This is a genomic window from Fibrobacter sp. (genome assembly GCF_017551775.1).
Taxonomy (GTDB): domain Bacteria; phylum Fibrobacterota; class Fibrobacteria; order Fibrobacterales; family Fibrobacteraceae; genus Fibrobacter.
Genome location: NZ_JAFZKX010000065.1, coordinates 13,760 through 26,102 on the forward strand (window position 1 = coordinate 13,760; position 12,343 = coordinate 26,102).

Below are 12,343 nucleotides of genomic sequence, written 5' to 3' on the forward strand. Positions count from 1 at the left end.
TTTTACCGGGAAACTCGGATATAGTCGACGAGCATTTCGTTCGGGAACTGGGAATCGTCTATATCGAATTTGGGCCAGTTTCCGCCTACGGCGACATTGAGGATAAAGAAGAACGGCTTGTGGAAGGCGTCCGTTCCGCCGGCATTGTCTTTTATGGAAATTTCGTGGTACTTGAAATCGTCCACGTACATCGTGATGAGTTCCTTGTCCCAAGTGAATTTGTACGTATGGAACTCCGTGATGTCCAGCTTTTTGCTGGTGCCGTAATAATCGCCGGTGTTGTTGCCGTACTGGGCGTGGTCTCCGTTATAAGACCAGTGGTTTGTTCCGTAGACGATGTTTTCGCTGTTCACGGCCTCGATGATGTCGATTTCGCCGCAGGCGGGCCACGAGACTCGATCGATGTTTTCGCCGAGCATCCAGAACGCGGGCCAGATTCCCTTGCCCACGGGGAGTGCGATACGGGCTTCGACCGTGCCGTAGGTGAAAGTGAATTTGCCCTTGGTGATCATGCGGGCCGAAGTGTATCCGGAGCCTTCGTAGCTTTCCTTGTTCGCGCGGATGTGGAGGATGCCGTCTTGCACGTAGGCGTTTTCGCTGCGGCCCGTGTAGTACTGCTTCTCGTTGTTGCCCCAGCCGCTTGCGCCCGTACCGATTTCGAACGTCCACTTCGCGGTGTCGATGGTATCGAACTCGTCGTTCCACAGGTAGGGCGATTCGCTGGAAGATGTGATGGCCGCGGAACTACTCGACGATGTCATCTCGGCCGAAGAGCCGTGATTGCCGGTTTCGCTGCTTGATGAAGTCATCTCGGCCGAGGAGCTGGGAACCTCGATTTCGCCGCTCGAAGAAGATTCTACGGGCGCGGCAATGGAAGAGGAAATGCCCAACGTGACGCTGGATGAAGAACTTGCCAGTTCAGAACTTGTAGGTTCGATGGTGGAAGAAGATTCCGGTTGTGTATCCGGAGCGCTGGGGGTGTCGTCGGAACATGCCACAAGCATTCCCGCGATGGCGAATGCGGTTGCCGCAGTCTTGAGAAAAGCAGACTTTAGGACTGTCTTGTGGCGCATGGAAACCTCTTAGTCTTCGGGGGCTTCGGGCGGGACTCTTGCGATAACGCCCACGGTCGCGCGTGTCGCCTTTACGAGGTCGGCGGGTGCAACCTTCAATTGCAGGCCGCGTTCACCAGCGCTCACGTAGATGTACGGGAACTGCATCGCGGTCTCGTGAATAAAAATCGGGAAGTTCTTCTTGAGGCCGAGCGGGCTGCAGCCACCGCGGATGTAGCCGGTGAGGGGAGTCAGGTCCTTGAGCGGGACGGTATCGATTTTCTTGTTGCCGCTCACTTTCGCAGCACCCTTCAAATCCACTTCGAGGTTCCCGGGAACGACGCAAACCAAATAACCGATCTTGTCGCCGTGAACGAGGATAGTCTTGAAAACCTGGTTGATGTCTTCGCCGAGGCTGTCGGCTACGTGCTGTGCGCCCAGGTCGGCTTCATCGACTTTGTAGGGGATAAGTTCATAACTGATTTTCTGGCGGTCCAGAATACGCGCTGCATTTGTCTTCTTGATATCCATATGGTGTAAAATATAAATCTTTGCGGAGTGGTGTGCAATGTCCCCATTTTTCTATATTCCCCATCATGGATACGCTCGTCTACACGGCAGATATTTCGGCGCTGGAAGATTCCGCAGTTTTTGAACGGCTGCTCGGGACTGTTCCCGCTTATCGTCGGGAGAAGGCGATGCGTTTCAGGTTCCAGAGCGGGCGCATGCAGTCGCTTGGCGTGGGCCTCCTGCTGCGCCTTGCGTGTCGTGATTTTGGGATTGAGGGCGCCGACGAGAATGTGGTGCTGGGCGAAAACGGAAAGCCCGCGTTCCGCGATTTTCCGGATGTACATTTCAATCTCTCCCATTCGAAGGAGCGCGTGATGTGCGTGGTTTCGCCTTGCGAAGTGGGCTGCGACGTGGAACGCGTGAAGGAAGGACGCTCCCGGCTTGCGGAACGTTTTTTCAAGGAATCCGAAACCCGTTGGATACAATCCTTCCCGGAAGGCGATGCGCAAGATACCGCATTTTGCAGGCTCTGGACGTTGAAGGAATGTTATATGAAGGTCACGGGCCGCGGCATGTCGCTTTCCCCGGACAAGTTTACGCTGGCGATGGCTCCCGAAGGAATCTCGCTGGATCACGAAGGGCCAAGGCCGGAATATACCTTCCGCGAAGTCAGCCATGATGGCGGCTACTGCGCGGCTTTTTGCCTGAAGGGCGCGCCGGAAGGTATCCGCATAGTGCAGCGGGAAATCGATCTCGCGAGTGAACCGTTGTTTAACGAAGGAATTCCAAACAAAGAGGCTCTGCGATGAAGCGTTACAAGGCGATTCTCGTCGGTAACGGAGTTATGGGCGGGCGGCACCGTGCGCGCTTCGAGGCGTGCGGAGTGGAATTCGTCGCCGTGCTGGACAAGGAATGTTCCGACAGGTCCGTGCTGGCCGCCTCCATCGCGGGCAAGGAATTCGATTTTGCGGTCGTGACGACTCCGGCGGTTACGCATTACGGGTACGCGAAGTTTTTCCTGGAACAGAAAATCCCCGTGCTGGTCGAAAAGCCGCTCGCGATTACTGGCGAAGAAGCCCAGGAACTCGTAGACATCTCGCTTCGGAATGATACACTCCTTTTCGTGGCGCAGTCGGAATGCTTCAATCCGCTGTTCCTGAATTTTCGCAAGCACTTCTTGCTGGAATTGAATAGTTTGTATGTAATAAACAGCTGTGACTCCGAATTGATGCGCGGCAACTCTCCCGAGCTGTCCGCAAAAAACGTGCCCGCCGTCCGTCTTGAATTTCGGCGCGAGCACAGGTATTGCCCGCGTTGCCGCGACGTGGATGTTTCTCTCGATTTGCTGGTGCACGATTTGGGACTGTTCTTTACGCTCTTCCGGTACGAAGATGTCGAAGTCTCGTCGAGTATCCCTGCCGAGTCCTGCGATAGGGCGGGCCTCTGCCTGAAAGTCGTGCGAGGGCAGTACCGGGGCGTGACCGCGGACTTTTATGTGAACCGCGATAGCGACGTGGACGTGCGCACGATTTCTGTCAGTTATGGCCGGCAGGGCGGCTCGCCCGAATCCAGCTATACCGTGAGCCTGGCGCATTATCTTGAAAACGGGGAAATCGCGCATATTCCCGATTCGCTCGAAAACGAACATCGGTTCTTCTTGAAGCTTTTGGACGGGGCGTGCGGTGACTGGGGGAAGCGACTGGCGCAGACTGCGGCAGACTGCGTAAAAATGGCTGCCAGTCGATAAATAATTTTTCCATTTGCTTCGCATAGCTGCGTTCTCGACCTCTCGCCGTACGATTTGTACGGCTTCGGGTCTGCGGCCTTGCTCTGCTCGCAACTGAAAAAATTTCTTTTTTTTGTAAAAAGAATATTTTTTTACGTTAGCGTAAAAAATGAAAAAATCCCGCGATTTCTCGCGGGATTTTTAATTGCGGTTGTCGCTGGATTACAGCTTGATGCTGCACGGCTTGGCGTTCCAGATTTCTTCGGCGTACTGCTTGATGGTACGGTCGGAACTGAACTTGCCCATGCGAGCGACGTTGAGGATCGCCTTCTCGGCCCATGCCTTCTTGTTCTGGTATTCCTTCGCCACTTTGGCCTGCATGTCCACGTAGCTGCGGAAGTCCGCGCAGAGCATGTACGGGTCGTGGGTGAGGAGCTTCTCGGCGATGTGCTTGAAGAGGTCCGGACGGTCCGGGCTGAAGAAGCCGGAACCGATGAGGTCAATTACGCGGCGCAGGTCGTCGTCCTTTTCGTAGAAGTCGCGCGGACGGTAGCCCTTGGCGAGCAGGTCCGTGACTTCTTCGACGGTGAGACCGAAGATAAAGATGTTCTCGTCGCCGACTTCTTCCTTCATTTCCACGTTGGCGCCGTCAAGCGTACCGATGGTGAGCGCGCCGTTGAGGGCGAACTTCATGTTGCCGGTACCCGAGGCTTCGGTGCCCGCGGTAGAAATCTGTTCGGAGAGGTCTGCGGCCGGGATGATCTTCTCGGCGAAGGACACGCGGTAGTTCTCGAGGAACACCATCTTGAGCTTGCCCTTGCAAACCGGGTCGGCGTCGATGATGGCGGCCACGGCGTTCGCAAGGCGGATAATCTGCTTGGCCATCCAGTAACCCGGAGCGGACTTACCGCCGATCATGATGGTGCGCGGCATGATTTCCTTGCCGTCCTTCAGCTGGATGTACAGGTGGATGGCGTGGAGGATGTTCAAAAGCTGGCGCTTGTATTCGTGGATGCGCTTCACCTGCACGTCGAAGAACATGTCGGTGTCGAGGTCCACGCCCTGCGTTTCCTTGAGGTACTTGGCGAGGCGTTCCTTGTTCTGCTTCTTGACGGCCATGAATTCCTTCTGGAATGCAGCGTCCTTCGCGAACTTTTCGAGCTTTCTCAGGTCGTCGAGGTCCTTGACCCAGCTGTCACCAATCTTGCTGGTGATGAGTTCGGACATGGCGGGGTTGGCCTTGCGGACCCAGCGACGCGGTGTCACGCCGTTCGTCTTGTTGTTGAACTTTTCGGGCCACAGTTCGTAGAAGTCCTTGAAGAGGGTGGTCTTCAGGAGGTCGGAGTGGAGCGCGGCCACGCCGTTCACGGCGAACGAACCCACGATGGAGAGGTAGGCCATGCGGACCATCTTGCAGCCGCCTTCCTCGATGAGGCTCATGCGGGCGAGACGGGCGTTGTCGCCGGGCCACTTCATGCTGACCATGCGCAGGAAGCGAGCGTTGATTTCGTAAATGATCTGGAGGTGACGCGGCAGGAGCTTTTCGAACAGGCTGACGGGCCACTTTTCGAGGGCTTCAGGCATCAAGGTGTGGTTCGTGTAGGCGAACGTCTTGGTCACGATTTCCCAGGCGTCGTCCCATTCCATGTCCTCGAGGTCGAGGAGGATGCGCATCATTTCGGCGATGGAGATTGCCGGGTGCGTATCGTTCAGCTGGATGGCGACCTTCTCGGGGAAGAGCTTCCAGTCGTTGTTGTGCAGCTTCTTGAAGCGGCGGATGATATCCTGCAGAGAAGCGGAGCAGAGGAAGTACTGCTGCTTGAGGCGCAGTTCCTTACCATTCATGGAGGAGTCGTTCGGGTACAGCACCTTGGAGATGGTCTCGGAGAGTTCCATGTCCTGCACGGCGGCGATGTAGTCGCCGTTGTTGAAGTAGCTGAGGCCGAAGTCGTCGGTGGACTTCGCGCTCCAGAGGCGCAGGTTGTTCACGGTGTTGTTCTTGTAACCCGGAATCGGAGTGTCGTACGGGAGGGCGAGAACGTAGTCCTTCGTTTCCCAGCGGTTGCGGAGCTTGCCCTTGTCGTCCATCCAGCTCACCACGTAGCCGTAGAACGGGACCTTGATGGCGTTCGCCGGACGGGCGATTTCCCAGGGGTTCGGGAGGCGCAGCCAGTTGTCCGGCTGTTCTTCCTGTTCGCCGTTCACGATCTTCTGGCTGAACATGCCGTATTCGTAGCGGATACCCATACCGGTGGCCGGGAGTTCGAGTGTTGCCATGGAGTCCAAGAAGCAGGCGGCGAGGCGGCCGAGACCACCGTTGCCGAGACCGGCGTCGACTTCCTGTTCGCGGAGTTCTTCGAGCGTCATGCCGATTTCGTCGAGCGCTTCAGTAACGGCGCTTTCGACGTCGAGGTTCAGCACGGAGTTGCCGAGCGTACGGCCGATAAGGAATTCGAGGGAGAGGTAGTAGACGCGCTTGACGTCCTTGTCGTAGTAGGTGTTCTGGGTCTTGATCCAGCGGTCGACGAGGCGGTCGCGGACGGCGTAAGCGACGGCGAGGAACTTCTCGTGGTCGGTCACGGTCATCTTGTTACGGGCGAGCGTGTGGTGGATGTGGTCGGTGAATGCCTTGCGGAACGATTCCGCGTCGGTGCCGAGCACTTCGACTTCTTCTGCTTTCTTGGTTGCTTTTGCCATGACTTAGCCTATGGGGTTTATGGTTTAAATCAGATTCGGGAATCCCGATTTTACGTGAAAAAATGTAGGAAATTTGCACCCGAATGTAAAAGGATTTTAATAAAAGCGGGGGTGAAGGGGGCTTTATTCTATTTTTTTGCTATACGCCCTATTAGAACGGCTCGCACAAAGGTATCCTTGCATTGCATTTTTTGCCTTCCGCATAATCGTAGTGAACTTGATTGTATTCACCTTTCACTTTCAGGCAACTATTGCTGTCAACAACCTGTATATTTAAAGTTCCATTGGGTGTAAGTTCAAAAAAGCTACTGTCTTGGAAAGATACTCTAATAGCTGATGAGGAAATACTTTTTTGTGGATTTGGAAGCCTCCAAATCATACTGTCGCTACAAGTTTCAAATATATCTAAGGCCATGTGATAGTGAATTACTCTTTTGAATGTTCGTCTAGACAACGATAATTCATAAATACCATCATCATCAACAATAAATAATTCCCCCGCAAAGCGATTCATTATAGGATCTACAATCATTCCATAATCAATCATTTTTCTAAGCCGGTCTCCGTCGTCCATTTTTTTCGAATCCGTTTCTGATTGATATCCCATTATGTCTTCATACATTTTTTTCAATACATCTCGTCTGTTTTTTTTCCAATCCGTTTCTGATTGATAAACCGTAAAGTCTTCATAGAAATCTACAATGCTATCCACTTCATATAAAGACGAATCTGATAATCTGACAAAGAATAGCAAATCCGGATAATTCGAACGATAGAGCAGAACTCCGCATCCATCGTCTAGAAGTTCTGCGTAGGCCACGGTCGTATCCCTGACTTTGATTTGTTCAGCAAATTTGCCGCACCATGTATTAATGTTCAACTTGTCGAAGTTGCTACATGCACGAGCATCGTTTTTTGAAAATGTTATGTAAGGCAACGATTCAAGACCGTAAAAGAAGTAGTAGTTTTTGTTGTCCTGACCATATATCCACCAGTCACCCGAGCCCTCGTTCATCTGGTTCACTTCGAATTGGAAGATGTTCGATTCTTTGGGAATGATGTAAGTCGGATCTTTCAAGATCATCCAAAAATTGGATAGGCAATTAGACAGAGTTGCCAACAGCACGACAAGGCACAACGGCGCAAGCAGAAAAAGGATTCTGATCCACTTCCGTTTAGCACAGCGAGTTTCTTTTTGGCGAGGCATATATTCCAAGCCGAGCGATTCAATTATCGCACGCATTGACGATTCGTCAGTAATTTCAACATCTTTAAGAAGAGCTTTTAACCCATTGACATCTTTGGCACGAACCAGTGCGTCAAATTCATCCATCCGTCCGCTTAAAAACAGGCGCTCGTTTACTGTCATGCCTTTGTATAGGGTCATTCTTGATCAAAATCCTTACAGATGTCTTCAAATTTAATTTCAATATTTCCGCCCAACTTGCGATATTCATTGTGAAATTCTAATGCAATTTTACAATTATTTTTTGAAGAATATGTCTGAAGATAACCTAAAGCCAAATAATAATATGCTTCTGGATATGTGGATTCATAAGGAATCAATAAATTTTGCGGAAACAGGATCCAATTCTTACGGTCTCCCTCTATTGTTTCATTTTCAAGAGACAATTGATATATCAACATACTAATAAAAAAATCAAAATTTCCCAATTCCACATTTGAGCGAGAATAATCTTCCAAGGCTTTTAAAACATCTTTGCCATTATCTTTGACCGCCAATTTCTTGAAACCGTTTTCCAAGACATCAACGTGGGCTGCTTTGCAATTATTCAAGCGAAGGGCTGTGTTCGGATAAATCGAAATAATCAAGGCTTCGACGAAACACTGGACATCCGTTTTTGTTTGAACGGAATCTGTTTTGTTTATCGATGCTTCAGGCTGCTTTGTTAAAGGAGTCTGGATGGAAGGACTTGGAGAATTAGAGCTTGTTTCTCGCCCTAAAAAGAAACCCAATAAAAAGATGACGACCATGCCTAAGGCAAAATATTTTCTCATTTCTTCCTACCTATCTGTGGCTTTTGTTGCATATTGTAACCAGCGTTTAAAGGTGCTTTTTTATGAAATGCGAAGCGTGTAGTTAATATAGGATTATTCTTTACAGGGGTTGAATTCAGGAAGGTCTTCCTGAATAATAATGCAGTTGTTTATTACATCAGTAAAAACAAATCTCTTTTTTCCTTCCGAAAGTCGAAACCTAATTTCTTCATCCTGAATTGGGGCTTTAAACATAACCCAACCATCAAGAACAAACCTATTTGATTCGGTCCGCCATCTACCCTCATTTGAATCAACGCCATTGCTGTCCGCAAATATCTGCAAAAAAGAATGGTCTGGATAAAGTGTAATCGTTTCCTCTCCATATTCGTGTTTGCACTTATACGTTCCTACATAGTCTTCTTCGTGCGTGCACCAAAACAGCACAAGGCACAACAGCACAAGCAGAAAAAGGATTCTGATCCACTTCCGTTGGGTTGGGTAAGTTTCTTTTTCATTCATAATCAACCATGATAATAAGGGAGTACGTAAAACATAAGAGAACTCAAAGAGGAGGCAACCGCAAGGACACCGAGAAAAATTTTTATGACTGTAGGCCTATTCATATCAACAATCCCATTTTCTTGCAGACGCGGCAGGCTTTGCGGTATGAGCCCTGCAAATGCGGACTTATTTTTTATCAAAGAACGACTAGACTTCCCCATAATTTCAGTTTAATTTTTTCAATTTTATTTTCACAATTCTACTTTTTTTCATCTTATACCAAAAATCAGCGGATTATTTTTTTTTGAGTCATTCTAAATGATCAACGCTCGATTTTGTTAAGACACTTAGTAATTTCATACTTTCGTATTCTGGAATACTTGCCAAATAATTGCATAAATAATAATCTAACAGATACATTTGCGAATACGACATGCTGGACCACTCTTGTATATCATTTTCTTGAAAAAATTTATCCATTATCGGTTTCATTTCTGAAATGCTATAAAGGAATTCCTCAAAAGACATGTCAAAATTCAATTTCCTTAGATGATTAATAAAATTATAAATTTCCAACCAACATTCAATAATGTTTTGTAACGATCTTTTTCTTTTTAAAGTTTCCACTTGATTGCGTATCGCCTGATTAAAGGATTCACTGGAATCAATAGTTTTTAAAATATTTTCTTTATAATCAGCATAATCCCAATCTTCTATGATGCGCACAAATTCTGAATTTTCATTCAGCCTCATACTTATATTTATTATCGCCAGCACAACACTGTATTGACCATAACGTTGAACTAATTCCACAAATTCATCACTATAATTACTTTTTTTATTTACTAAAGATATATTGGATTCTTTAGAATTATCTCCACAGGAAACATAAAACAAAGAAATCAATAAAATACTTATCAGAGTTTTAACTTTCATAACTTCACCTTTTACAAAAACCTAATTTTTGGGGGGAGTCTTTCCTTTAAATAAATACTGATAGTATCGGAAAATAACTTTTGTTATCGGAACATCATGGCCGCCCTGCATCACTCGTTTAGCAATTCGTGCAGCGTTAATGGACGGGTGACTCGTAGCGACAAAAAAGATACGGATAAAATAACCAGCCAGTTTTGCTCGATTGATAAAATCGACCTTGCCGTCTGAAGAAAGAACACTCTCAAAAATGAGGCTTTTCCGCTGTTTAAGGCAATCTTCACGCAAAGATTCACAATACTGAACAGCCTTAAGAACCGCCTCAGGAGAATTCCAATCCCCAAAGCGATCCTGGGCAACAACATCGGGATTGATGTAAACAGCATCTTCCATCCATTCATGGCGAAGGATTTTGGATGTAATTGTCGTTTTTCCAGACCCATTTGGACCGGCAATCACGATTAGCACAGGGCGATGTTCAGTCGGAGACATAACTAGCGGATTTTTGCTGCAGCGCATTTGAGTTCGGCGAAATAACGGGCGGTGGCTTCGGCATCAGCCTTGCGGGCATCGTCAAAAGCCTCTTTCATCAACTGTGAAAGAAGCTCGTCCGATGGTTCCTCGGTGCTAGTCAACTTATAAGTATCCAAAGTCATTTTACCACCTCGTTTTCTGTAAATATACTCTTTTTTGCGGAACGGAGTAAACTAAACGTCCTTTTCCCCACTCTTCAAGAGTGATTTTGCAGAAACCGCCAATAAGCTATTCGGGACTTCACCTAGTGCAGACAAAACTTTTTCAGCCTCTTCACTGGAAATTCTTAGTTGTTCCGAGTTTCTCTATATCCTTTAGCACTTTATCAATGTTATTCTTTTGTTCTAAGAGTCTTAATACATTACCGTTTGTGCTGGGCAGGTGGAGAAGTTTCGTCTTTTTTGGAGGTGGTGGCGGTTCCAAACCGACTGATTGAAACATCTCCAAAAAGAGTGACAAATCACCACAAGAGATTTCGTCGCAAATTAAAGCAAAATTAATGACCGAGAATCCTGCTTCGCGTGCCTGTTGGAATAATGGTTCATAGGACTGAAGGCGTCGAATAAAGCTTTTTCTATCACCATAGAGTTCTAAAACAAAAGTAATCTTGACTCGATCGCACAATGGGCAGCCATCCCCTTTGAGGCTCTTCAAATCAACTGCAATTTCGTCAAAAGCAGACAAAGGGGCGACAACAACATTTTCCGAATCGCGGAGCTTTAGTTTTTCTTTTAATGGGGGCGGGATCCTACCGCCGGTCCCACCGCCAACCGACTTGTACAATTTGCCGTTTTCATCCTCAATCGCGCTGTCCAACATGCCGTTCTTTTCAGTGTACAAGGCCCACACGATGCGACCGGGATCGCCCTCGTTTTCCTTATCAAGAGAAACGTAGCGGGAGCCGTAACGGTCCAATTGCATTGTATAGAAGACATCAGGCAGATGACCGCCTTCGGCGCCAACGTTCATATACTTTTTTGTGATATTCACATAAACAGGAAACGTTTCATCCCAAGCGTCATCCTCTGAATATGCATAACAGACGAATGCCAAAATCGTCATGACAACAGTTATTTTGCATGTAATTAATTTCATAAGGATTTTGGCAAACACAAAACTAACCGTGAAAATAAGGGATTACATAAAACAATCTTGCCATAGTAACCACAATCCAGAACATATAAACAATCTTCGTAGGCAGCTTTCTTGAAAAATCAAATTTTCCAAATTTTAGAATTATCAATGATATGGCCAATAAGAAAAGACTGAAACAACATGCTACACCAATAAAAGCAACACAATCATCATCTACTATTGTTTCTATTTCTGCTTCCGTATACGGACGTAATGGAGCCAACAGCGCCAAGCAAGTAAATACGAAAGAACCTAGAAAAGAACCCAGAAGGGCAACAATTGAGAAGCCCTTTAAAAAGATTCTTGTCGCAGCATAATCGTTTTTATTCATCGTCTTTTATCAAACTTACAAAATTAAATTTCCTTTTTTCCATTCGTCAAGTGTCATTTTGGCAGATACGGCCAGCAGACTGTTCGAAACTTCGCCAAGGGCGGTCAAAACCTTTTTAGATTCCTCATGCGAAATTACAAGATAATGCGTTGCGGCCCAAAGCCTTGTTCCCATAGACGGAGCGGAAAGTAATTCATGAAAAGCATCGCTGGTCAAAGCACCTTGAGCCTTGATTTGCTGATAAACTGCCATCAATTCGTCGTAGGCTTTATTCGCCTTTTTATGGTTGCCCGTTTCTATTGCGTCGCCATACAAATCTGAAAGGTAAGCATATTCTAAAATCAAGTTTTCGTGAGAGTTTTTCTTCTTCATTTTGACGCTCCGCACTTACTAAAATTCCAATCCAAGTTGCTCGATTATCGCACGCATTGACGATACATCACAAAAATGCAGCCTACAAAACTAATAATCCATATCAAGAACCATGCAAGAAAAACGCCGTTGTCAACAATTGTCCGGCCAATGCTTGTCGTATCTGATATTAGGCATAGGCACAATATGTCAAAAAGAAATGGAATGATGAAAAATTTCAAGCACCGCTTTTTCAAGTTTAGCAAAGTAATAAAAATGAAAATAATCCTGAAAAGCATCATGGTAAACATGATTCCGTTGTCATCACTACCTAGACTCATTAAATCGCGGGTGTAGAATGTATCGGGATTCCCATGTGAATCATAAACACCAGCAGCAACAAAACGATCTACACGAAAAACAGCATACTGCAAAACGCAGATTATTGTTGAAATAATCAGGAAGATGACGTTCGTGGAATTGACTGTTTTAATCCAGTTTGTCACGTTCGGGGCCTTTTTCTATTCGCTTATTAGAAATAACAATAGTAAAATCTGGCCGTCTGAACAACTG

General features: G+C 47.2%; 13 protein-coding genes and 1 pseudogene. 2 read left to right on the forward strand and 12 right to left on the reverse strand.

Translation table 11 applies throughout. The annotated features are described in order from the left end of the window. Positions 1 to 2: 2 nt before the first annotated feature. Complete coding sequence (locus tag IK012_RS07410) at positions 3 to 1,073, reverse strand: glycoside hydrolase family 16 protein (protein ID WP_290952569.1); 1,071 nt, start codon at positions 1,071 to 1,073, stop codon at positions 3 to 5. Positions 1,074 to 1,082: 9 nt separating this feature from the next. After that, entirely contained in the window at positions 1,083 to 1,583 is a 501-nt protein-coding gene (gene ybaK, locus IK012_RS07415; RefSeq protein WP_173383381.1) for a Cys-tRNA(Pro) deacylase, read from the reverse strand. Between the two features lie 65 nt (positions 1,584 to 1,648). Here ybaK and IK012_RS07420 point away from each other — a divergent pair, with 65 nt between their 5' ends. Together IK012_RS07420 and IK012_RS07425 are read left to right on the forward strand one after the other, a co-directional pair. Further along, positions 1,649 to 2,371 carry a 4'-phosphopantetheinyl transferase superfamily protein gene (locus IK012_RS07420; protein WP_290952573.1) on the forward strand — a complete coding sequence of 241 codons (723 nt, stop codon included), beginning with the start codon at positions 1,649 to 1,651 and terminating at the stop codon, positions 2,369 to 2,371. Then, positions 2,368 to 3,309: a Gfo/Idh/MocA family oxidoreductase gene (locus IK012_RS07425; RefSeq protein ID WP_290952575.1), complete on the forward strand. Its 942-nt coding sequence runs from the start codon at positions 2,368 to 2,370 to the stop codon at positions 3,307 to 3,309. The genes IK012_RS07420 and IK012_RS07425 overlap by 4 nt, the downstream gene beginning before the upstream one ends. Before the next feature lie 201 nt (positions 3,310 to 3,510). Here IK012_RS07425 and IK012_RS07430 read toward each other — a convergent pair whose 3' ends face one another. The 10 genes and pseudogenes from IK012_RS07430 to IK012_RS07475 form a co-directional block, all read right to left on the reverse strand. Further along, complete coding sequence (locus IK012_RS07430) at positions 3,511 to 5,985, reverse strand: glycogen/starch/alpha-glucan phosphorylase (protein WP_290952576.1); 2,475 nt, start codon at positions 5,983 to 5,985, stop codon at positions 3,511 to 3,513. Positions 5,986 to 6,136: 151 nt separating this feature from the next. Then, positions 6,137 to 7,372, reverse strand: a complete 1,236-nt coding sequence (locus IK012_RS07435; protein ID WP_290952579.1) for a hypothetical protein — start codon at positions 7,370 to 7,372, stop codon at positions 6,137 to 6,139. Continuing rightward, positions 7,369 to 7,980 (reverse strand): hypothetical protein, encoded by a 612-nt coding sequence (locus IK012_RS07440; RefSeq protein ID WP_290952582.1) that lies wholly within the window; start codon positions 7,978 to 7,980, stop codon positions 7,369 to 7,371. The genes IK012_RS07435 and IK012_RS07440 overlap by 4 nt, the downstream gene beginning before the upstream one ends. A 117-nt stretch (positions 7,981 to 8,097) precedes the next feature. Continuing rightward, positions 8,098 to 8,505: a hypothetical protein gene (locus IK012_RS07445; RefSeq protein ID WP_290952585.1), complete on the reverse strand. Its 408-nt coding sequence runs from the start codon at positions 8,503 to 8,505 to the stop codon at positions 8,098 to 8,100. 291 nt (positions 8,506 to 8,796) lie between these two features. Then, complete coding sequence (locus IK012_RS07450; protein WP_290952588.1) at positions 8,797 to 9,423, reverse strand: hypothetical protein; 627 nt, start codon at positions 9,421 to 9,423, stop codon at positions 8,797 to 8,799. Between the two features lie 57 nt (positions 9,424 to 9,480). Beyond that, positions 9,481 to 9,912: pseudogene (locus IK012_RS07455) on the reverse strand (zeta toxin family protein); the annotation flags it as partial. 2 nt (positions 9,913 to 9,914) lie between these two features. Beyond that, on the reverse strand, positions 9,915 to 10,076 hold the full coding sequence (locus IK012_RS07460) for a hypothetical protein (protein WP_290952595.1): 162 nt from the start codon (positions 10,074 to 10,076) through the stop codon (positions 9,915 to 9,917). A 151-nt stretch (positions 10,077 to 10,227) separates the two neighbouring features. Beyond that, positions 10,228 to 11,016, reverse strand: coding sequence for a hypothetical protein (locus IK012_RS07465; protein WP_290952598.1), 789 nt, complete (start codon positions 11,014 to 11,016; stop codon positions 10,228 to 10,230). A gap of 55 nt (positions 11,017 to 11,071) precedes the next feature. After that, positions 11,072 to 11,419, reverse strand: coding sequence for a hypothetical protein (locus tag IK012_RS07470; protein ID WP_290952601.1), 348 nt, complete (start codon positions 11,417 to 11,419; stop codon positions 11,072 to 11,074). Between the two features lie 15 nt (positions 11,420 to 11,434). Beyond that, positions 11,435 to 11,791 (reverse strand): DUF2019 domain-containing protein, encoded by a 357-nt coding sequence (locus tag IK012_RS07475; protein WP_290952604.1) that lies wholly within the window; start codon positions 11,789 to 11,791, stop codon positions 11,435 to 11,437. Positions 11,792 to 12,343: the final 552 nt, after the last annotated feature.

Bases quoted from the DNA above. Each gene is read 5' to 3' on its own strand.
- IK012_RS07435 (WP_290952579.1), bottom strand. From the start codon at position 7,372: ATGACCCTATACAAAGGCATGACAGTAAACGAGCGCCTGTTTTTAAGC.
- IK012_RS07420 (WP_290952573.1), top strand. From the start codon at position 1,649: ATGGATACGCTCGTCTACACGGCAGATATTTCGGCGCTGGAAGATTCC.
- IK012_RS07470 (WP_290952601.1), bottom strand. From the start codon at position 11,419: ATGAATAAAAACGATTATGCTGCGACAAGAATCTTTTTAAAGGGCTTC.
- IK012_RS07410 (WP_290952569.1), bottom strand. From the start codon at position 1,073: ATGCGCCACAAGACAGTCCTAAAGTCTGCTTTTCTCAAGACTGCGGCA.
- IK012_RS07440 (WP_290952582.1), bottom strand. From the start codon at position 7,980: ATGGTCGTCATCTTTTTATTGGGTTTCTTTTTAGGGCGAGAAACAAGC.
- IK012_RS07465 (WP_290952598.1), bottom strand. From the start codon at position 11,016: ATGACGATTTTGGCATTCGTCTGTTATGCATATTCAGAGGATGACGCT.
- IK012_RS07460 (WP_290952595.1), bottom strand. From the start codon at position 10,076: ATGACTTTGGATACTTATAAGTTGACTAGCACCGAGGAACCATCGGAC.
- IK012_RS07430 (WP_290952576.1), bottom strand. From the start codon at position 5,985: ATGGCAAAAGCAACCAAGAAAGCAGAAGAAGTCGAAGTGCTCGGCACC.
- IK012_RS07450 (WP_290952588.1), bottom strand. From the start codon at position 9,423: ATGAAAGTTAAAACTCTGATAAGTATTTTATTGATTTCTTTGTTTTAT.
- IK012_RS07445 (WP_290952585.1), bottom strand. From the start codon at position 8,505: ATGAATGAAAAAGAAACTTACCCAACCCAACGGAAGTGGATCAGAATC.
- IK012_RS07425 (WP_290952575.1), top strand. From the start codon at position 2,368: ATGAAGCGTTACAAGGCGATTCTCGTCGGTAACGGAGTTATGGGCGGG.
- ybaK (WP_173383381.1), bottom strand. From the start codon at position 1,583: ATGGATATCAAGAAGACAAATGCAGCGCGTATTCTGGACCGCCAGAAA.
- IK012_RS07475 (WP_290952604.1), bottom strand. From the start codon at position 11,791: ATGAAGAAGAAAAACTCTCACGAAAACTTGATTTTAGAATATGCTTAC.